Origin of the sequence: Bradyrhizobium sp. AZCC 2230, assembly GCF_036924495.1 — a bacterium.
Classification (GTDB): Bacteria; Pseudomonadota; Alphaproteobacteria; order Rhizobiales; family Xanthobacteraceae; genus Bradyrhizobium; species Bradyrhizobium rifense.
On sequence record NZ_JAZHRS010000001.1, the window covers coordinates 4,491,664 to 4,511,468 of the forward strand.

18 protein-coding genes are annotated in these 19,805 nt (G+C 59.4%); 3 read left to right on the forward strand and 15 right to left on the reverse strand.

The annotated features are described in order from the left end of the window. Positions 1-69 precede the first annotated feature (69 nt). The 15 genes from V1280_RS21480 to V1280_RS21550 all read right to left on the reverse strand — a co-directional run bounded on the left by V1280_RS21480 (position 70) and on the right by V1280_RS21550 (position 14,534). Positions 70-903 carry an ABC transporter permease gene (locus V1280_RS21480; RefSeq protein WP_334528462.1) on the reverse strand — a complete coding sequence of 278 codons (834 nt, stop codon included), beginning with the start codon at positions 901-903 and terminating at the stop codon, positions 70-72. Beyond that, a complete protein-coding gene (locus V1280_RS21485; protein WP_334528465.1) occupies positions 900-1,709 on the reverse strand; it encodes an ABC transporter ATP-binding protein in 810 nt (269 codons plus the stop codon). Before V1280_RS21485 ends, V1280_RS21480 begins: the two co-directional genes overlap by 4 nt. Positions 1,710-1,994: 285 nt before the next feature. After that, positions 1,995-2,669 (reverse strand): DUF1028 domain-containing protein, encoded by a 675-nt coding sequence (locus V1280_RS21490; RefSeq protein WP_334528468.1) that lies wholly within the window; start codon positions 2,667-2,669, stop codon positions 1,995-1,997. After that, entirely contained in the window at positions 2,666-4,330 is a 1,665-nt protein-coding gene (locus tag V1280_RS21495) for a thiamine pyrophosphate-dependent enzyme (protein WP_334528470.1), read from the reverse strand. The genes V1280_RS21490 and V1280_RS21495 overlap by 4 nt, the downstream gene beginning before the upstream one ends. Before the next feature lie 4 nt (positions 4,331-4,334). Continuing rightward, positions 4,335-5,345 (reverse strand): ornithine cyclodeaminase family protein, encoded by a 1,011-nt coding sequence (locus V1280_RS21500; RefSeq protein ID WP_334528472.1) that lies wholly within the window; start codon positions 5,343-5,345, stop codon positions 4,335-4,337. A 12-nt stretch (positions 5,346-5,357) separates the two neighbouring features. Further along, positions 5,358-6,395, reverse strand: a complete 1,038-nt coding sequence (locus tag V1280_RS21505; RefSeq protein ID WP_334528474.1) for an ABC transporter substrate-binding protein — start codon at positions 6,393-6,395, stop codon at positions 5,358-5,360. 4 nt (positions 6,396-6,399) lie between these two features. Beyond that, positions 6,400-6,816 carry a RidA family protein gene (locus V1280_RS21510; RefSeq protein WP_148771033.1) on the reverse strand — a complete coding sequence of 139 codons (417 nt, stop codon included), beginning with the start codon at positions 6,814-6,816 and terminating at the stop codon, positions 6,400-6,402. Positions 6,817-6,836: 20 nt separating this feature from the next. After that, the gene (locus V1280_RS21515; RefSeq protein WP_334528478.1) at positions 6,837-8,153 is read right to left on the reverse strand and encodes a flavin-containing monooxygenase; all 1,317 of its coding nucleotides are present in this window, start codon (positions 8,151-8,153) and stop codon (positions 6,837-6,839) included. A gap of 540 nt (positions 8,154-8,693) precedes the next feature. After that, positions 8,694-9,506 (reverse strand): phosphate/phosphite/phosphonate ABC transporter substrate-binding protein, encoded by an 813-nt coding sequence (locus tag V1280_RS21520; protein ID WP_334528481.1) that lies wholly within the window; start codon positions 9,504-9,506, stop codon positions 8,694-8,696. 13 nt (positions 9,507-9,519) lie between these two features. Beyond that, positions 9,520-9,825, reverse strand: a complete 306-nt coding sequence (locus V1280_RS21525; RefSeq protein ID WP_334528484.1) for an ABC transporter ATP-binding protein — start codon at positions 9,823-9,825, stop codon at positions 9,520-9,522. Beyond that, positions 9,809-10,336, reverse strand: a complete 528-nt coding sequence (locus tag V1280_RS21530; protein WP_334528486.1) for an ATP-binding cassette domain-containing protein — start codon at positions 10,334-10,336, stop codon at positions 9,809-9,811. The genes V1280_RS21525 and V1280_RS21530 overlap by 17 nt, the downstream gene beginning before the upstream one ends. After that, a complete protein-coding gene (locus V1280_RS21535) occupies positions 10,330-11,241 on the reverse strand; it encodes an ABC transporter ATP-binding protein (RefSeq protein WP_334528490.1) in 912 nt (303 codons plus the stop codon). Before V1280_RS21535 ends, V1280_RS21530 begins: the two co-directional genes overlap by 7 nt. After that, complete coding sequence (locus tag V1280_RS21540) at positions 11,241-12,083, reverse strand: ABC transporter permease (protein ID WP_334528499.1); 843 nt, start codon at positions 12,081-12,083, stop codon at positions 11,241-11,243. Before V1280_RS21540 ends, V1280_RS21535 begins: the two co-directional genes overlap by 1 nt. Positions 12,084-12,086: 3 nt before the next feature. Beyond that, positions 12,087-13,100, reverse strand: coding sequence for an ABC transporter permease (locus tag V1280_RS21545; protein ID WP_334538377.1), 1,014 nt, complete (start codon positions 13,098-13,100; stop codon positions 12,087-12,089). A 12-nt stretch (positions 13,101-13,112) separates the two neighbouring features. After that, the gene (locus V1280_RS21550; protein WP_334528501.1) at positions 13,113-14,534 is read right to left on the reverse strand and encodes an ABC transporter substrate-binding protein; all 1,422 of its coding nucleotides are present in this window, start codon (positions 14,532-14,534) and stop codon (positions 13,113-13,115) included. A gap of 678 nt (positions 14,535-15,212) precedes the next feature. On the opposite strand from V1280_RS21550, the gene V1280_RS21555 reads away from it, so the two are divergent. From V1280_RS21555 to V1280_RS21565, 3 genes are all read left to right on the forward strand, one after another. After that, a complete protein-coding gene (locus tag V1280_RS21555) occupies positions 15,213-16,190 on the forward strand; it encodes a LysR family transcriptional regulator (protein WP_334528504.1) in 978 nt (325 codons plus the stop codon). Continuing rightward, on the forward strand, positions 16,187-17,914 hold the full coding sequence (locus tag V1280_RS21560; RefSeq protein ID WP_334528507.1) for a tetratricopeptide repeat protein: 1,728 nt from the start codon (positions 16,187-16,189) through the stop codon (positions 17,912-17,914). Before V1280_RS21555 ends, V1280_RS21560 begins: the two co-directional genes overlap by 4 nt. Positions 17,915-18,757: 843 nt before the next feature. Then, positions 18,758-19,759, forward strand: a complete 1,002-nt coding sequence (locus tag V1280_RS21565) for an autoinducer 2 ABC transporter substrate-binding protein (RefSeq protein WP_028150067.1) — start codon at positions 18,758-18,760, stop codon at positions 19,757-19,759. The last annotated feature ends 46 nt before the right edge of the window (positions 19,760-19,805 follow it).

A 19,805-nucleotide genomic window follows, 5' to 3' on the forward strand; every position in this document is an offset into this window, starting at 1 on the left:
CCGTAGTGACCGTTCGAGCCCGTTGGAGCCGACCAGTCCGAAAAGATCGGAGCATGCTGCACGCACGGCCTAGTTTGGCTCGGAGGCAATCCTCTGGGAGGTTGGCTGCCATTTCAGGAGCTTGCGCTCAAGGCGATTGGCCAACGCATTCATCCCCATCACGAAAGCCAAGAGGATAAAAATGCCTGCGAATACGCCGGCCGGATCGTAAGTCGAAGACGCATAGTTGATAAACAGACCGAGCCCTGCGGTTGACGAGGTAAACTCTCCCACGATCACGCCGATGACAGCATAAGGTATTGCCATGCGCATCCCCAGCAGCAGAAACGGCGCCGCAGCAGGTAGATATATCTGTCGACCCAGCTGACGTTCATTTGCGCCCAAAACCAGGGCCAAGTTAACGACATCCCGGTCGACCGATCGGACGCCGGCGAAGACATTATAGAAGACGAGAAAGAATACCATTGTGCCGGCCAGCATCACCTTCGACCAAATGCCGATACCGAACCAGATGACGAACAATGGCGCCAAGGCGATTTTCGGGATTCCGTAGAATGCCATCACGTAGGGTTCGAAGATTGAGGCCAGGCGCGGAGAACGCCCGAGCGCATATCCCAGCAACAGCCCGAGCAGGACGCCGATTGCATAAGATAGAACCAATTCCTCCCCTGTCACACGGAGGCTTGGCCAGATCTCACCGGTGTAGAACAGATCGATAAGTCGCCATGCGATTTCCGTCGGCTTGCTGACATACGTCTCGCGTATCAATCGTCCGGACGCAAATTGCCAGAAGCAGAGCAACACGACGCCTGGAGTTGCCAACAAAAGCGCCCGACGTAAGGGCGCCCAGATTTGTTTCGGCGATGGCGCGCGGAGTGAAGTCAGTGTCATCTGGTCGCTCATGCTGCACGCCTGATGTTGAGTTCGCTTCGAAATACGGACCACACCCGATCGTACGCTTCGGCAAAGCCGGGGGTCGCGTAAGGTTCGAACATGTCGCGAGGTCGTGGCAAATCGATGGGAATTTCGGCGATGACACGCGCGGGCCTGCGACTTAGCACGACAACGCTGTCCGACAACAAGACCGCCTCGGTGATGTCATGCGTGACGAAGAGCACGCTTGCACCTTCGGTAGCCAGCATTGTCTGCAAATCATGTTGCATGACCATGCGCGTTTGCGCGTCCAACGCACCGAACGGCTCATCCATCAAGATTGTATCCGGCTTGTAGACCAGCATGCGTGCGATGGACGCGCGCTTCTGCATACCGCCCGACAATTGATATGGGTAGTGCGATTCAAAGCCGGCGAGGTCCACTCGCTTAATAGCCTCCATGGCCTTCGCGCGGCGCTCGGATAGAGCCATGCCGCGCAGCAATAACGGAAATTCGATGTTTTCGATCATCGTCTTCCACGGCAACAACTGTGCCTGTTGTGGCACGAAGCCGATGGTGCGATTCACGCTAGTGATCTCCCGATCATGGTGGAAGACCATGCCGACCGACGGCTTGAGAAGCCCTGCGGCCATTTGGATGAGAGTGCTCTTCCCACAGCCACTCGGCCCGATAACACTGACGAACTTACCCCGCTTCACTTCGAAGCCGACATCGCTGATGACCACGTTTGGCGCATCTCCGGTCGGACTCGCAAAGCTCTGTTGAATCGCACTGAATCGGAGAACGCTTGCGCTTGCTGCTTCGATCATTTTCATCGTAATCCATTCTTCAGACGTCGCACGGGTCACAATCAGATGGGCAATCGGGAAGACGTCATCCTCCTCGATTTACTATCGGGCCCGCAAAGCTGGTCGCGAACGAACCTGCTCCATTCAAGACTCGTCAGGGGCCTTTGCGCTGGCCGCCTCCCCGCGGATTCTGAGTTTATCTCCGACTTTCGGAGCGACGTGACGGAATATTGGGCACGGACGACGCGGAATGATAGCAGAGCAACTCGTCGGGGCTCAGAGATACGGCAGACGAATCCCGCCCGAACGAGTTTACAAATCTCCAGGAACGCCAAACTTTAGCGCCGCGGACGGTTTCAGGGCCCGAGTTACATAGTCATCCATTTGCGGCCTCCAGGCCTTCCATAGCTCCGACAGTCGGGTGATTGGCTCATCATGTAGGTCGACCCGGATATCTGTGATCGGCCAGGGAACGCGATCAACAATCATCATGCCCGCTGAAAGCATTGGGCCGGCCTCGCCGCCAGCTGCCAGGCCCGCTTGCATGGCAGTGATCAGCCGATCGCCGAGTTCGGCATCTGCGTTCTCGTTGAATGCCGACATCATGCGCTTTGGCACTTCAGCGTTCGCGAGGAGGTTACCGAGCGCAATCACGTTCTGGCCGTGCGCACTTGCGAAAATGCCTAGACTATGGAGTCCGGAATAGCATGCGGTCCGCCCGGAATGGTCGAGAACCCCGAGTTGGCGGAATTCGATGTGTTCCGTGTTTGCGCGAATCCCGGCAAGGATCGCATCGGCGTCCAGCCCCAGCTCCATCAAGGCAAGAGCACGTGGCCCCAAGCGCGGATCGGTGATATTCTGGGTGGCGCAAACGCCGGCGCCGGCGCGGGCATATGCGCATCGCGCCGCCACGCTCATACTGGACGACGCGATCGCGATTCCAAGCTGACCCGTCCGATTACAGCGTCCACTTATCGAGATCGTCATACCGCGCTCCGCCCGCGAACCCGCGGCAATTGAAGGAACGGCCAAGGTTCCGGCATTTGACGGCATGGCACTTCAATCAGGGAGGGACGACGAGCCTCGATGGCTCTTGCCAGAGCCCCCCTCAAGGCCTGCGGCCCTTCAGCGCGCATGGCGTCGATGCCAAAGCTATCCGCCATCCGCACGAAATCCGGGTTGGTCAGGTCTGTTGCGATGACGCGCTGTCCGTAGAGCTCACGCTGCATACGCTGGACGTTCCCGAATGCGCCATCGTTGAAAAGCACCGTCACGAGAGGAATCTTGTGATGGGCCGCTGTAGCAAGCTCCTGCACGTTGAACATGAAGCCGCCGTCGCCGGTAATCGACACGACCGGGGTATCCGGTAACGCGTGTTGCGCGCCGAGCGCTGTTGGAAATCCCCAGCCTAGGGTTCCCGCATGCCCGGAGGAGAGATATGTCCGGGGCAACCGCGTTTCATAAGCGATGCGCGAGACATAGCCGACCTGTGTCGACTCGTCGACGAGAATGCCATTGTCCGGGAGCACATCTCGGATCGCGCGCAAATAGTCCAACTGCGGACGCAGAAGATCGAGCTTACCCGCAATCTCGGCCTTCAAGGCACGGCTCGATGCGACCCGGTTATCGCGATCCCCGACGGGCTTTCGTATCTGGTCATTGAGACGCTGCAGGACATCAAGAGCCTCGCCACACAAGGCCACGTCGGGCTGGCGACCGCGTGACATCTCTACTCGGTCGACATCCACCTTGATGACCCGCAGCTCTCCGTCAGATCCCCACTGTGTCAGTGGCAAATGCATCCTTGTTCCAACTGCAAGGACGACGTCGCAGGCCTTCCAGAGGGCGTGGCCGGCGGTAAGATTAAGACTGAGCGGATGCCTGTCGTCCAACACGCCCTTCCCCATGCGATGAGCCACAACGGGCGCACCGAGCTTTTCCGCAAGTTGCCTCAACGGCAGACCGGCGTCCTGGGCCCCGCCCCCGACAAAGATCAAAGGGCGCTCGGCACGGGACAGCAGGGAGGCCGCTCTTGCGATTGAGTCGTCCTCAGGCACCGGCTGGACGTCCGGCTCGCGCACGAATGCGGCCTTGATTTCGGCTCTTCGGGACAAAACGTCCATGGGCACTTCGATGGCGACGGGACGAGGACGGCCCGATCGCACCGCTGCAAAGGCCTCTGCAAAGTCAGCCGGCACATCCTCAGGCGCCCTTGTCCGCATGGCCCACTTCGTCAACCGTTCAAGGATGCCCAACTGGTCGGGCAGTTCGTGCAGATAGCCAAGTCCCTTGCCGATCGCATGCCTTGGGATCTGACCCGACAGGCAGAGTACCTTCGCGCCGGCGCTGTAAGCCGTCCCGAGCGCGGCTGCGGTATTGAGCACGCCCGGGCCTGGAACCACGGCATAGGCCGCAGGCTTGCCGGTCGCCAGTGCCGCGCCCAGCGCCATATAGGCGGCGCCCTGCTCATGTCGGGTATGCACGGCCTGGATTTCGTTTCGGCGATCGAACAAGGAAACAAACAAGGCGTCGTTCTGGATGCCAGGAAGACAGTAGAGCGACTTCAACCCATGTTTGAGCAGCGCGTCGACAACCGCGTCTGCGCCGCTCATTTCACGTGTCGTCTGTGGCGCGAGGGCTTCGTTCACCGTCTTACTCATCCGGAAGGTCAAACAGGTTCAAGACGGTGCCGATGTTCTTTGAAGCGGCCGAGTCCAGAATGTGCGCGCCCAGCATGACGTCGCTGATGGCGAAGCCGCGATGCCAGAACACGATGCGACCGTCAGGATCGGCACGCCCCGCCTTTGAGCCACACGTCACCTCGCCAATCTCGGCGTATAGCTTGGCGCGCGTGAGTTCGCCGCTCTCGATCATCGGATGCAACTGGCCGCCCTTGCAGCACTGCTCCCAATCGTCGACGATGACCTTCGAGGCTGTCTTAACCGTGTCCGGATCGACGGCCATTTTCCAGCCATAGCAAATCAGAAGGCAGTGCGGCGTCAGCCACTCGTCGCGGATCAGGATCTCGGGCTTCTCCAGGCGGGTCGCCTCCACGACGATATCGGCGCCCCGGCAGGCTTCTTCGGCGGTGGCGACGGCTGCGGCCTTGATGCCGCATTCCTCCCGAACGCGTTGCGCCAGGGCCTCGCGCGTTTCGGGCCTCTTGCTGGTGATGCGGACTTCGGCGATCTCGAACAATTTGGCGAGAATCGCGATATTCGCAAATGCAGTGCCCCGCGCGCCGACATGGCCGATGATCTTCGCTCCCTTGGGGGCGAGATATTTTGCTCCGATACCCGTGACCGCACCGGTTCGCTCCGTCGTTAAATCCGTCGCGTCCATCAAGGCCCGCGGTACGCCAGTTCTGGGATTGTACAATGTGAGCATGGCGACCTCAGAAGGAAGCCCATGTTTGTAGTTATCGACGTAGTCGCCGATGACCTTGACGCCGGCCGTATCATTTGGGCCTGCCCAGCCCACGAGAATGTTGAAATGGCCGTTGTAGCGGTCATCCAGCTGGATGTGGGCCTTCGGAGGCAGGACAACATCCCGCCGTCCGTGCGCGGACAGGCCCTGTTCGATCAGCGAGAGCAGGACTTTGATCGGAGGCAAAAGCGAGCGCACCTGCTGCCGATCGAGATAGCGGAAATCGACACGAGCCATGGCGGCTGCCCCCTATTTGGTAGTCTTGGCGAGTTCGACGTATTTGTTGGTCCAGAAAGAGCCCGGCGCCGGCGGGGTTCGTCCGGAGTCTTCGACGAATTGGGACAACAGCTTGGCGCGCTCATCGTTGAGCAACCCGTCGTCGCGGATTCCGTCTGCAAGAGTCTTGATGCTGACGCGCATCACGGGCTGAGGCAGCTTCGGGAAGAATTTTCCTCCTATCTTGTCGGCGCTCCCCTCCAGATCGGAGAGCACAGCATGGTTGGCGGAATTCATCGCCCGTAGCGTCGCGACGATCTTCTTCTGCGCGGTCTCGTTTGCGTCGGAGCGGCCAACGAGCACGAGGCTTGGCATCCCCTTCCAGCCCGCAATATCGGTATCGGGCTCGATGACGGTCCGGCCGTATCCTGCCGCCTCCGCCAATGGCCCTTCGGGCGGCGACAGCATGAATGCATCGATGCGTCCGTTCTCCAGGGCCGCGCCGAGTGCCGCGGCTGAACCGATCTGGACGACCTGGACATCCTTTCGTCCATCGAGGCCGCCACGCGTCGCCAGCCAGCGAACGGTCCGGTCCTGAGCGCCTCCGACCACGGCGACCCCTATCGTAGCGCCCTTGAGACAAGCGATGCGCTCCTTGATCGGCATGCTCCTGGAGATGCCGGTCCGCTTGATCATCGCTTCGGACACGGTCAAATTGAGCGAAATCTTCGACATCAGCGAATAGATGATCTGGTAGGGCTGTCCCTTGGCGACCGCCTCGAGAACTGAATCGCTACCCGTTGCCGCAATGTCGATGTCTCCGCTGTCGAGCGCGGCCAGGCAGGCGGGATCTCCCCCGTTGATGGCTGCCCAGTTCAACTCAACCTGCTCCGCTGCGAACGTATCGTAGGCACGCGCGGCCCATACCGGGAGAAAACCCAACGTCGTCGTGGCTTGGCCCATGCGCACGGTGTCCCTGGCCGCTGCGTTAGCTGGCCAGCGCGCGGATGCGGCGAGCGCGAACGTTGCGAAGGCAAATTGTCTGCGATCCATGTTCATGAAGCGCGTCATTCGGTCACTCCGGGATCACAGCGGTGGCGTCGATTTCGACCAGCCATTCGGGTCGAGCCAGCGCCTGAACGACCAGGCCAGTCGATACCGGATAGACGTCCTTGATGTATTCGCCCATGGTTCGATACACCGCCTCACGATGCCGCACGTCTGTCAGATAGACCACGACCTTGACCAGATGCTCCATCGTGCCGCCGGCTTCCTCGATCAGCTGCCTGATGTTCTGCATGACCTTGTGGGTCTGCTCCACGGGATCATGGCTCGCGATGTTTACGGCGTCGTCCAGATTCTGCGGGCACTGCCCGCGCAGCCACACGATCTTTCCGCCCGAGGTGACGACCGCCTGACAGAGATCGTTGTCCAGCTTTTGCTCCGGATAGGTGTCCTTGGTGTTGAACTTCCGGATTCGATGATGTGCCACTCAGCTCTTCCTTTTATTCCCTATTCCGCAATCACCGGGTTTGATTTCCGGGACGCTGCCGCAGCTTTGCCGCGATCGATCTCCCCGGCCCTTTCGTTGTGATAGTCGCGATAGCGCCGCTGTGTGGAAATCCGATCCGCCAGGTACTTCGCGTCGTGCCAGACTCCCCAGATGAACGCTGACCCTCTGCGCGACTGCCACGGCAACCCCAGGAAGAAAATTCCAGGCTCGCGCGATACGCCTCGTTGATGCCTCGGCTTGCCTGCCGGGTCGAAAGCGTCGACCTTAAGCCAGGAGTAATCCGACGAATAGCCCGTGGCCCAAATGACTGTATTGACCCCCGCCGCACGCAAATCGAGCTCACGCAGCGGATTGGTCAGACATTCCGGATCCGGTGGCATGATACGAGCCTCGGGCTCTTCGGGAAGTTCGAGGCCGGTGCGTTTGACGTAGTCGTCCGCCTCGTCCAGCAGGGAGACGAGCGATTGATCTCCCATGGCGACGTTCTCCCGGAGATCATTGGCGAAAGTCACTTTGCTGTTGCTGTAAGACTCGGTCGAGCCTACTAGCATCATTCCTTCTTCAGCAAGCCGCCTGAAGTCAACTGTGTAACCACCGCGGGCGCCGCTCACGGAAATCGTGACGTGCTCCTTGCCACGCGTCTTTGTCTCGATGTCCCACTTTCCAAGCACGCCCAGCCACCAGCAAAAATCATACCCGCGGTAGGATCGCGGCGGCCGCTCGTGCGGACCGACCGAAAGATAGACGGCTCTGCCGGCACGAAGAAGCTCGTCAGCGATCTGCCCACCGGATGATCCCGCGCCGACGACCAGCACACCTCCGTTCGGCAATTGCGCTGGGTTGCGATAGTCGTTTGAGTGGATCTGGGTGACGCGCGCGCCCTTGGGTATGACATCGGGGATCAGGGGAATCTGAAAAGGGCCGGTTGCTGCAACAACGTTGTTGGCTTCGAATATCCCCGTAGACGTTTCGACGCGGAAACCTGCCCGACCCTCGAGGCGGCTAACGGATGTGACCTCCACGCCGCACCGCACCGGGGCGACAATCATTTCGGCGTAGGCGGCAAAATAGTCCGCCACTACCTCCTTGGACGGAAACGAATCTCGATGACCCGGAAATTCCATCCCGGGAAATCTGTCGTGCCAAGCGGGGCCATTTGCGACCAGCGAGTCCCATCGCGCTGTCCGCCACCTTTCGGCGATCCGATGCCTTTCCAGAACAACGTGAGCGATGCCGGCGGCGCTCAGATGCTCGCTCATGGCCAATCCGGCCTGACCTGCTCCGACGACAACCGTGTCCACTTCTTCTATCGGCATGACCGTTTCCACTTCCGGCTCGTTCGAACGAGACGCGCGTACAACAGACGGCTACGAAGTCCACTTAGGAGCAAACACGGCGGCGGGAAATTATGATTTCTCGTCCCAGTGCTTAGGTCCCTCCTAAACACGGCCGATCCGGTGGTCGCCCGCACGCCGTAACGACAATTCGGGTCGCTATGGACGGCAGACTACGGCTGCGGCGACGCGCTCATCGACCGCCGACGAAAACATCGATCCCACACCCGTCTTCGCATCGGTTCGATCGACCTCGTCCATCTGACCGGTCTCAGTCGCAGGGCGGCAGGTATTTGATGTAGTCCTCGAAGATGCGTCGCCAGACACTCTTCGCTTTTGCTTCGGCCTCTTGATTTGCCAAGACGGGGTCCCTCCAGGAAGCAGGCGGCTGCTCACGATGCTCCCGGGAAAAGAGCACGTCCAAAACGTTCTTTGGAGGTTCATCCTCGGAAAATCCAATCCACCGGATGGGAGCTACGGGAACCGATCCCCGGCGGACACCGTCCCACTCAGGACCTTCTCTTATTTCAGCTCGGCGTATCCCCGTTCGGCGGCCTCGCGCTCGTATGCGACGACCCGTCCGTATTCCGCCGGATCGACAGCGGTGATTGTCTTGATGTGGAGGCCGTCAAGCACCGGCCGGTAGACGGGATCGTTCGCCACGCGAAACAAGGCATCGCGCAGCTTTTCAAGCTGATCGGACGGCGTCGCGATCGAGGTTACGAACGGAATGGCCGGACTCTCCGGCGTTTCGGCGAGCACGCGAATAGCGCTCACCTTCTCCGGAGACAGCTCCTTGAAGAAACCAAAGGTCACGCAATCGATCGAGGCTGCATCCAGATCGCCCACTTGGACTTGCCTGATACTCTCGGTATGCGAGCGCGTCACCGCGACCGTTCCGAAGAAGGGCGCCTTGATGCCATGCCGGGCCAACAATAGCCTTGGGAGGTTCATCCCTGAATTTGAGTGGATGCTGTTGAGCGCGAACCTGGCGCCGCGCAGATCTTCGATGGTTCGATAGGGGGATTCCTTGCCTACGATGACATAGGCCCGATGGGTCGAAGGACCGCAGCCCGGAAAGTCGTAAGTCGGAACGCCGAGAAAGGCGAACTGACCGCTATAGATGGTCTGCAATGGATAACCGCAGGTCTGGGAAAACAGGACCTCCGAGCCAATGGCATCCGGAACAGCGGGACGCGAGAACACAAGATCGGGCGGAATGGAGGCCAGCTTCTGGGCCCGCATTTCTTTCGACAGCGCTTCCCAGAAAGCGGCGTTTCTGCCCGCCATCTCGGGAAGATTATACATCGGCAGGCTGGCGGTCAGTTCCAGCATCTGATCTCTCTCGTCAGCTTGGCGCGATCATGGCACTCGAGGCATGCTTTCGGTCGTTAAGACGAGGGACGGCTTCCAGCAGCTCACGCCCGTAGTCGCTCTGGGGCGCCTTGAGAATTTGCCGCGTAGGCCCCTGTTCGACCACGCGACCGAGGCGCATGATGATAACATCCTCGCACATCAGTCTGACAACCTCGATGTCATGGCTTATGAACAAATAAGCGAGGCCGATTTCACGCCGCAGACGATGAAGCAGCTTCAGAATGGCCGCCTGAACCGAGACATCGAGGGCGGCGGTCGGCTCATCCAGAATCAGCAAATCCGGGGCAGAGGCAAGCGCGCGCGCAATTCCCCACGCGCGCCTTCTGCCCTCCCGATAGCTGATGAGGGTAGCGATTCAGCAACTCCGGATTTAGCGCAACGCTGATGGCGAGAGCTTCCACTTTCTGACGGATTTGCCGTTCGTCGGCCAACCCGACGAGCCTTCGAATCGGATCGGCGATAGCTGCGCCCGCGGTCAGATGCGGCGTCAGGTTCTCACCCGTATCCTGAAAGACGTGTTGTATCCTCCGTCTCTCTGGACGGCGCACGAACGACGATGGCGACACCGCGCCGATGTCGATCCCCTCGAATACGATGCTGCCGCCAGTATTGTCGATCAGGCGCGAGATCATCCGCGCCAGCGTGCTCTTTCCCGAGCCGCTTTCGCCGACGACGCCGAGACTTCCCCCGCGAGCAATCTCGAAATTGACGTCGTCGACCGCGAGAACGTCGTGCGACCGCCATCCTCGCCCCTTGAACGATTTCGTGAGGCGCGAGACTTTCAACATAGCGGGTGCCTACACGCAACGAAATGCTGCGGAGAACGAGCGGTCAAGGATGGAGGCGATGCATCGCAATCCGGTTGGTGACGATCGCATCTGGGCGCAAAGCGACAGGGCAGCAAAGGCCCAGCCAGGTCGGGGAGGAGGCCCGATACGGTCCGAAGATCGTCGGCGGTCTCGGAATGCTGGGGAACGGATGCAAGCAATTGTTCCGCGTACGGATGCATCGGCGAGTAAGCCAACCGCTCGGCAGGCCCGCACTCGACGAGTTGTCCGGCATGCATCACGGCGATGCGATCGCAATTCGCGGCAGCGAGCGCCAGATTGTGCGTGACGAGCAAGGTCGCCATCCCACGTCGTTCCGAAAGATCACCGATGAGAGCCATGATCGCGGCCTCGGTTGTCACGTCGAGCCCGGTGGTCGGTTCATCCGCGATCAGAAGTTCAGGTTCGCAGCCGAGAGCGAGTGCGATCCCGACGCGTTGGCACTGACCGCCTGAAAGCTCGAACGGATAATGATCCGCGCGATTGGGATCGATGCGGACATTTTCGAGGAGCGACAGCACCCGGTCCCTCCCCGCAACATCGCCAAGTTGACGGCGTACGGTCATGATCGGATTCAGGCTCGCCCGGGGATTCTGGAATATTTGGGCAATAGCGGTACGCCTGCTCCGCCGTTCCCTGATCGGCCCGATGACGGCTCCGTGCCAACGGATTTCACCGCTCGCGATTCGGGCGGACCGATCCAGCAAACCGGATATCGCGTAGGACAGAACGGACTTTCCGGAGCCGCTTTCGCCGACGAGGCCGACGATCTCGCCGGGAGCAATACTCAGATCGATCCGATCCAGCGCCTTGACCGTACCGCGGCGCGTGGAAAATTCAATCGACAGGTTCGTGACTTCGAGCACTAGCGTCGTTCCCTGGCATCGAGGACGTCGCGCAAGCCGTCGCCCACGAGGTTGAGCGACAGAACGACGAGAACCAAAGTTATCCCCGGGAAGAGCGCTACCCACCATTCCCCCGTAATGATGAAACTCGCGCCCTCCGCCACCATGATCCCCCACTCCGGCGTCGGAGGTCTAATCCCCAGACCGATGAAGGACAGAGCGGCAGCGTTGAGCATGGCCCAGCCCATTGTCAACGTCGCTTGAATCATGAGCTGGGGTACAGCCGTGGGAACGAGGTGAACGGCAAGAATTCTGAAAGGACCGTTCCCGCTTACTCTCGCCGCCTCCACAAAGCCCATTTCGCGGCGTTGCTTCATCTCAGCCCGCATTGTCCGGGCGTAAAACGGCACATTCACGATGGCTGTCGCATAGATGATGTTCTCGAGGCTGTTTCCGAGCGCGGCGACGATTCCCATAGCGAGCACGAAGAGCGGGAATGCCATGATCGTGTCTACGATCCACATGGCCAGGCGGTCCACGATCCCACCGAAGAAGCCGGCGAGACTCCCGATGATGCCCCCGATGACGAGCCCCAACCCCACCGCAGACAGCGCGATCAACAGATCAAGACGCGTCGCGTAAACGATCCTTGTACATATATCCCGGCCCACCTGATCGGTGCCGCAAGGATGTTCCCAGGTTGGCGGCTTGAGCGCCATCGAAGGATTGGTAGCCAGGGGATCGTGAGACGCAACGAACGGACCAAAGATCGCGACGAGACAGATGATCGCGATGATCGCCATCGTGGTCGCCGTCAGAGGGTCTCGACGCAAGCCGTTCTGGAGGGTTGCCGCAAACTCCATGTCCTACTCCGCAAGGCGCACACGAACGTCGACGATCCCGTAAAGGACGTCGATCAGGATGTTGATCAAGACATAGAGGAGCGCCACGCTGAGCACGAAGCCTTGCACCGCCGCATAGTCTGACGCCACGAGGGCTTCGAGAGCGTACGATCCGATGCCTGGCCAGGAGAAGACCTTCTCGACTACGACATTCGCGCTGATCAGAAACGAGAACACGAAACCAGCCGTGGTCAGAACAGGCAGCATGGCGTTTCTGAGCGCATAGACGTAGATCAGACGCCACCTCGGCATGTCGTAAGAACGGGCAGCCCGGATAAAATCGCTGGAGAGCACCGTCAGCATCGCTCCTCGCGTGATCCGGGTCAGAGGTCCGATGCCGGAAAGTGCAAGCGCAATCGATGGAAGGACCAGATGGGCGAGGCCGTCCGTTACGCTTTCATAGTCACCCGCAAGGACACCGTCGATGACTATCAGGCCGGACTTGACAGGCGGAGGAAAACCAAGTGGATCAATCCGACCCAGAGGAGCCGGCGCAAGACCGAGCAGATAATAGAAGACGAAGACCAACAGCAGGCCCGTGAAGAAAGAGGGCATCGACAATGCCGTCGTCGAGAAGAACCTGGCAGCGTGGTCGATCAGGCTTCCCTTCCGAAGCGCACCTATGACTCCGAGCGGAATCGAAACCAGCAATGCGATCAGGAGCGAGAGCCCGGTCAACTCGAGCGTCGCCGGCATTCGCGCCGCCAAGTCCCTGACAACAGGCTGACCCGTTATCAGCGATTTTCCCAGATCGCCATGAAGCAGATTGACGATGTAGGAGACGAATTGCTCCCATAAAGGCCGATCGAGAAGCATGGCCTTGCGTATGTCGGCGATCGCTTCGGGAGTAGGAGCCGCGCCAGCGAAGTAGACCGCCGGGTCCCCCGGCAGCAGTCGCGTGAGAGCAAAGGAAACCAGAACGACACCGAAGATGGTCGGCACCGCAAATGCGACCCGCTTGATGACCGATCGCAGCAGAGGGAACAACTTTTAGGCCTTTGCCAGGGTGCGCGCATCCACTTGACGGTGGAACATATAGACGTACCCGTTGACGTCCTGCTGAACCGCGACGTCCAGCACTGGCTGATAGAGCGGGATGTAGGGTACTTCCGTCATCGCGAGCTTGATGAATTGCCTTGCGATCGATTCGTACTCGCCTCCTTCGCGCGCCTGTCTCGCGGCGTCGAGCAGCTTATCCATCTCGGGGTTTTTGTAGCTTGCGACATTGAAGACGGTATTTTGCCCGTGCCAGAGCCAACGGAAGTAGAAGTCCGCTCCGTCAAACCAGGCGCCGAAAACGTCGATCGCCATCGGCCAGTTCTTCTGGCTTCGTCTCGCAAAGAAGTCCGGAATTTTCTCGATCGTCAGCTTCACGCCGAGCTTGCCCAGTGCATCCTGAATGATGAGCGCGGCCGGCTCGTCGACTGTTGCCGCTCCTGCATCGAAGTAGAGCTTGGTCTCGAATCCGCCTGCGAGCCCTGCATCGGACAGCAGAGCCTTCGCCTTGTCGGGATCGTAGCCATAGGGGAACGGCTGCGGCCAGGACGCGTCCTGAGGCGCATTTGCCGACGCACCGAACATCGGCTTCGCACGGCCGTATACCGCACTCTCGATCACCTTCTCGTAGGGAATAGCATAGGCGATCGCCTGTCTTACTCTCACGTCGTCGAACGGCTTGGTGATTGTCGAAAGGGAGAGATACCTCAGCGTGTTTGCCTGCGGTGCCGACTCGATCTTGATCTTCTTGGCAGCAGCAATGTCGGCCACGTCGCGCGGCGGGAGATCGGTTGCAACATCAGCGTCCGCCCGTTCGACCAGGGCCCGGCGGGTGCCGGCCGCAGGCACGGACCGATAGAGAGCCCGTTCCTGTTTCGGCAAGGTCCCTCCTTTCCAATCGGCGAACCGCGTCAGAATGATCTGCTCGTCGGGTTTGAAAGATTCGACCTTATATGCGCCTGAGCCCGCTGAATTGACCTTGGTGAATTCCAGCGCCCAGGGATCAGAGGTTGTCGCGTGCGACTTGCAAAGCTCGCTGTTGTAAACGCCGGGCACAACGATCGCGAGGCTTGGGAGCGTAAGCTTGTCTCGCTTCAGAAGCTTGATCTTGAAAGTACGCTCGTCGACGACCTCGAACTGATTGACGTCGGTGAGTGAAACCTGCTCCATCTGACGCTGAGGGAAACCTCCGACCGATACGAAGCGGTCGAACGACCATTTGACGTCACGCGCGGTTATCGGCGCCCCGTCGTGAAATTTGAGATCCTGCTTCAGCTTGAAGACGACCGCGGAATTGTCGGGCGCGATTTCCCAGCTTTCCGCGAGTTGCGGCTCGAGCTTGTCGTAGTCGTAGCTCGGCACTCCGTTCGGCAAAATCTTCGTACCGAACCGGATCAGCCTGTCGTACGTCATCATGCAAAGTCCGTAGGACGCACGATTTGCCCCCGGCGTGTGAACGTCCAGCGTATTCGAATTGGACTCCGACACGATGACGATGCGGCTTGATTTGGATTGGCCGTAAGCGGGAAGAACCAGGAGCGACGAAGCTGCACCCGCGGTAGCCAGCTCCAAGAACTGTCGACGATCCATTCGGTATGCCCCCTGAAGAACGGCCACAATTTTGTATAGACATAATTCTGAAGTCAAGGGAGCATGCTGCACCGTATCCCTGGCAATCGCCAGCTTGACCTCTGCATTCGAGGAAAAGGCGGACAGTATTTTGCTCTTCATTGGATCGCGATTTTTGAACCAGCCGAACTGGTCTGAGCGCGGTCCGCGTGCGCAATCTGGAGGCGGCGCGTGGGAGCATGATCGAAAACAATACGGTTCAAGAAAACCGAACCAGATCGAAACAAAGCTTTTCTTTATCGACGGTCCGCTAGGCAGATATTCTGGCGTCCAATGATTGACCCCGCCGACAGCGCCGTCCCAGACTTAAGTCTGGGACGCGGCGCGCGAAGCTCGGCCAGAGTCCCTGGCGACAACCCTTTACCGCAACTCTGGCCACCCCCGCTCCGGGATCGGCCAAACCCGCAGGATTCCGCGCAGATGCCGGCACTTGACGGCCCATCTTGGGCCAATAGAGTCAGTTCCATGCGGTATTCGCTTCGCCAATTGGAGTATTTCATCGCTGCAGGTGAAACGCTGAGCATCACCTTGGCAGCCGAGCGAATTCATATCTCCCAACCGTCGATCTCAACCGCAATATCCTTCCTGGAGAAGGAGCTGGGTGTTCAACTCTTCATCCGTCACCATGCTCAAGGCCTGTCGCTCACTCCCGCCGGGCGGGAATTGCTGCGCGAGGCGAAGAATGTGGTAGCGCAGGCCCAGCGCCTGTATGTCTTCGCATCCGAGACCAGCAACCAGATCCGTGGAACGTTATCGCTAGGGTGCATGGTCACACTCGCCCCGATGCTGGTCCCGGAATTGGTTCACTCTTTTACCACTGCTTTCGCGACAACGAAGGTCGCGCACAGGGAAGCAAATCCGGATCAACTTCTCGACGATCTAAGACGGTCGCGGATCGACGTCGCGATCATTTATGACCTGCAGGTCCCTGCCGATATCGATTTCCTACCGCTGGCCCGGCTACCTCCGCACGTCCTGTTAAGCGAGTCTCATCCTTTGGCCAGCCGAACCGCATTGACCTTGAAGGAGATCGTCGATCATCCGATGATCCTGCTCGATCTGCCGCTGAGCCGGGAATATTTCCTTGCCTTGTTCATGAAGGAAGATCTCGAGCCGAACATTTATGCGCGTTCAGAGCACATCGAGGTTGTCCGGACGATGGTGGCCAACGGACTGGGATACTCGCTTCTCAACATCAGACCGAGGTCCGATCAGGCCTTGGACGGAAAACGCCTGAAACGCGTGAGACTGATTGGAGACAATCGGCCGATGGTGATCGGCACAGCAACCCTGAAAACCGTGAGTAAATCGCGGTTGATCCAAGCGTTCGAGAGCCACTGCCGTTCATTCATCTCCGACAGTTACATACCCGGAATGGTCGCGCCAGTCTTCGATAAGACAAAGCGAAGGACGAGCCCAGAGAATACTGAGGAACCTTCGTGACGCTGCAACCCTTTCCGACCCAATCCGCTGACACGTATCCATTCGATCTTGGCTCTCACGGCCGGACGATCGCGACGATTTCGCCTGAGGCGCAGCGCTGGTTTAATCTCGGGCTGAACTGGTGTCTCGGCTTCAACCAGGAAGAGGGCGTGAAATGTTTTCACAACGCGCTTGCGTTCGATCCGGATTGCGTGATGGCCCACTGGGGTGTCGCGTATGGATCGGGCCCCTTCTACAATTTGATCTGGCGCGACCTGGGAGAGATCGAGGCCGACCAGATCACGAAAGTGGCTTTCCATCATGTCCAGCGCGCGCTCGCACTAAGCGAGGGACGGGAGGATGCCGAACGTCATCTGGTCGAAGCCCTCGCGACGCGGTTTCAGAAGCCGCACCACGTCGAACCGGAACAGTACGATCGCTGGGACGATGACTACGCCGCCGCGATGCGGCGGGTCCACCATGCGTTTCCCGACGACCACGACATCATGGCGTTGTTGGTCGAGGCGCTGATCACGCGGACGCCGCGTAAGCTCTGGGACGTCAAATCCGGATTGCCTGCGCGAAACGCGGACACAGTGGAGGCGTTGCATGTCTGCGACAAGTCGATCGCATTGGCCGACAAACAGGGCACTCCTCTGCATCCGGCCATCGTTCATCTTCACATTCATCTGCTCGAGATGTCGAACGAACCCGAACGTGCCTTGCGATCGGCCGACGTCTTGTCGAATTTGTGCCCCGGCGCCGGGCACATGAATCACATGCCGGGCCACATCTACGTTCTTTGCGGCGACTATGAGCGGGCCAGGATTGCAAGCGAGAAAGCCATCAAAGCCGACGACATGTACGCCGACTACGCCGGTTCATTGAATTTCTACGTAACCGCACGCTGTCACGACCTGCATCTGATGATGTTCACCTGCATGTTCCTGGGCCAATTTGCGCCAGCCATCGCTGCGGCCGACAAGATACGCGAGATGCTCACGTCCGACATTCTCGGCGTCCGCAATCGCCCCAAACTGGCGAATACAACCGAAGGCTATTACTCGGTCAAGATGCATGTTCTGATCCGCTTCGGACGTTGGCAGGAGATCATCGATGAGCCGGTCCCCGCTGACGGCAACATCTTCCTGGTTACGATCCCGATGCACCACTACGCGCGCGCAATTGCGCATGCGACGCTGAAGGACTTTGCGAAAGCCGACGAGGAGCGACGGCTGTTCCAGCTCGCCAAGAGCCGCGTGCCGCCGTCTAGACGCTTTCTCAGCAATTTTGCGCTGGACGTCCTGTCGGTCGGTGAAGCTATGCTCGAGGGCGAGCTGGAATATCACAAGGGAAATCACGAGGCCGGCTATCGCCATCTGCGGGAGGCCGTCCGGCGCGACGACAATCTCGGCTATACCGAGCCCTGGGCCTGGATGCATCCGCCGCGCCACGCGCTCGCCGCCCTCCTGATGGAGCGGGGACACTACGCCGAAGCGGAAGATATCTACCGCGATGACCTCGGGCTTACCAACAGAGTGCAACGCTGCACTCAGCATCCGGACAACGTGTGGGCCCTTCACGGCCTGGTAGAATGCCTGCAAAGGCGAGAGGAAACGGTCGAACTGCCACTCCTCTCGTCAAAACTGGCAGCCGCTCTTGCAAAGGCGGACACACCAATAACTTCGTCTTGTATGTGTAGACTCGATGAATATCGTCCAACACGGGCCTGTTGCTGTAACTGAACCGCTGTTCTTACCGATTTTCGGGAAGAGAGCTCACTATCCTGGGCGCGAAATGGCCGGCATGACGGTGTGCCTTCGCGCACCCGAGCACAGCTGGCCGCGCCTCTATCGAGAGACGTGCGCGGCACCGTATGAAGCCCGAACTGCGCGATTTCATTTCCGTCAGTGGCTGCACCGACATGCAGTTTCGAGGCCGCGGAAACAGTCTCATAGCCCTCGCAAGCTGCGAGTTGAGCCGTAATCGTTGTTCTCTCCGCAGAGCGCGACAACGGCTTCACCGGTGAGCTCAATCTCGCCGGTCTGGTTTCCTGCGGTCATCTGCGCGCGGTTATGAAGAAGGTCATCCGCTCTGCTGAGAGAATGCGGTCGCAGAATATCGTAGGGCGGCGTGCGAAAGCGTAGGTTTGGTAGCGGGAGAGTGTGTACTGCCGCCTCTCCCCACACGACGCAAATCTGCGATATTTGCTCCGATCGTCCGCCTGAACTCTGAAGCTGGTCGAACGGTGGATTCAATTCGGGGACCGCAACGACCTCTCCCAAAGTCTTCCGCCGGTCGTGATCTGCCTACGTTTGCAAGGATTTGGTCCGCTCTCTTCGTGAGGGCAGACTTTGGCGGTTGCTAGCTGCAGGTCGGCCATGGCCATGCCCGGACATCGCCACAGGCGGGGCTAGCTGACATGTCACTTGCTTGACACCTTTCGTAGCGTTGGTCTCTAATCCCCGGGCAAGTCCTGAGGCTGGAGGCGAAGTTTTCGTCGCCAGTCAAGAATGAGGCCAACTGCTCCGCCAGGCGAGTGCCGGGTAAAGGAGCGGAGGTTAAAAATAGCTTCCTGGGAGGGAACAATGGACAGACGCCAGACAATCAAAATGCTTGGTGGTGCGGCGGCGATCGCCGGTACCGGTTTTCCGGGGTTTGCTTTTGCGCAGGCTCAAAAGGAAATGGTCACGGTCGTGAAGATCGCCGGCATTCCGTGGTTCAACGCTCTTGAAAAGGGAATCCAGAAGGGCGCCAAGGACTTCAGCATCAATGCCACCATGGTTGGACCGGCGAACGTCGATCCGGCACAGCAGGTAAAGCTGCTCGATGACCTGATCGCCAAGAAGGTCAACGTGATCGGCTTGGTGCCGCTGGACGTCAAAGTGTGCGAGCCGGTGCTCAAGCGCGCCCAAGCGGCCGGCATCAAAGTCATCACCCATGAGGGCCCCGAACAAGAAGGCCGTGACTGGAATGTGGAATTGATCGATTCCGTTCGCTTCGGTGAAGTGCAGATGGAGCGTCTCGCCAAGGACATGGGCGGCGAAGGCGATTACGTGGTTTATGTCGGGACCTTGACGACGCCGCTTCACAACAAATGGGCCGACGCCGCGATTGCCTATCAGCAGAAGAATTTCCCGAAAATGAAGCTCGTCGCCGACCGTTTCCCCGGCGCCGACGAGATCGATACCAGCCAGCGCACGACGCTTGACGTGATCAAAGCCTATCCGAACCTGCGCGGCATTCTCGGCTTCGGCTCGAATGGGCCGATCGGGGCCGGCAATGCGGTGCGTCAGCAACGCCTTGGCAAGAAGATCGCCGTGGTCGGCACCGTGCTGCCGAGCCAGGCGAAATCGCTCATCGCGGATGATACCATCCGCGAAGGTTTCCTGTGGAATCCCACCGATGCAGGTTACGCCATGGTTGCAGTTGCCAAGCTCGTGCTTGATGGCAAGCCAATCACGGATGGCGTCGATGTTCCCGGCCTCGGCAAGGCCGCGGTCGATGTGGCCGGCAAGCAGATCAAGGTCGACAAGATCATGCGGATCAACAAAGAAACCATCGATGGACTGATCGCCGGAGGACTCTAGAACTACACCGGTCCCAGCCGCCTCGTCGCGCTGCATTCCCGGCTTT

Coding starts and splice junctions, on each gene's coding strand:
- V1280_RS21530 (WP_334528486.1), bottom strand. CDS start 10,336: ATGTTGAAAGTCTCGCGCCTCACGAAATCGTTCAAGGGGCGAGGATGG.
- V1280_RS21540 (WP_334528499.1), bottom strand. CDS start 12,083: ATGGAGTTTGCGGCAACCCTCCAGAACGGCTTGCGTCGAGACCCTCTG.
- V1280_RS21480 (WP_334528462.1), bottom strand. CDS start 903: ATGAGCGACCAGATGACACTGACTTCACTCCGCGCGCCATCGCCGAAA.
- V1280_RS21490 (WP_334528468.1), bottom strand. CDS start 2,669: ATGACGATCTCGATAAGTGGACGCTGTAATCGGACGGGTCAGCTTGGA.
- V1280_RS21550 (WP_334528501.1), bottom strand. CDS start 14,534: ATGATGACGTACGACAGGCTGATCCGGTTCGGTACGAAGATTTTGCCG.
- V1280_RS21500 (WP_334528472.1), bottom strand. CDS start 5,345: ATGGCTCGTGTCGATTTCCGCTATCTCGATCGGCAGCAGGTGCGCTCG.
- V1280_RS21520 (WP_334528481.1), bottom strand. CDS start 9,506: ATGCTGGAACTGACCGCCAGCCTGCCGATGTATAATCTTCCCGAGATG.
- V1280_RS21485 (WP_334528465.1), bottom strand. CDS start 1,709: ATGAAAATGATCGAAGCAGCAAGCGCAAGCGTTCTCCGATTCAGTGCG.
- V1280_RS21555 (WP_334528504.1), top strand. CDS start 15,213: ATGCGGTATTCGCTTCGCCAATTGGAGTATTTCATCGCTGCAGGTGAA.
- V1280_RS21505 (WP_334528474.1), bottom strand. CDS start 6,395: ATGACGCGCTTCATGAACATGGATCGCAGACAATTTGCCTTCGCAACG.
- V1280_RS21565 (WP_028150067.1), top strand. CDS start 18,758: ATGGACAGACGCCAGACAATCAAAATGCTTGGTGGTGCGGCGGCGATC.
- V1280_RS21515 (WP_334528478.1), bottom strand. CDS start 8,153: ATGCCGATAGAAGAAGTGGACACGGTTGTCGTCGGAGCAGGTCAGGCC.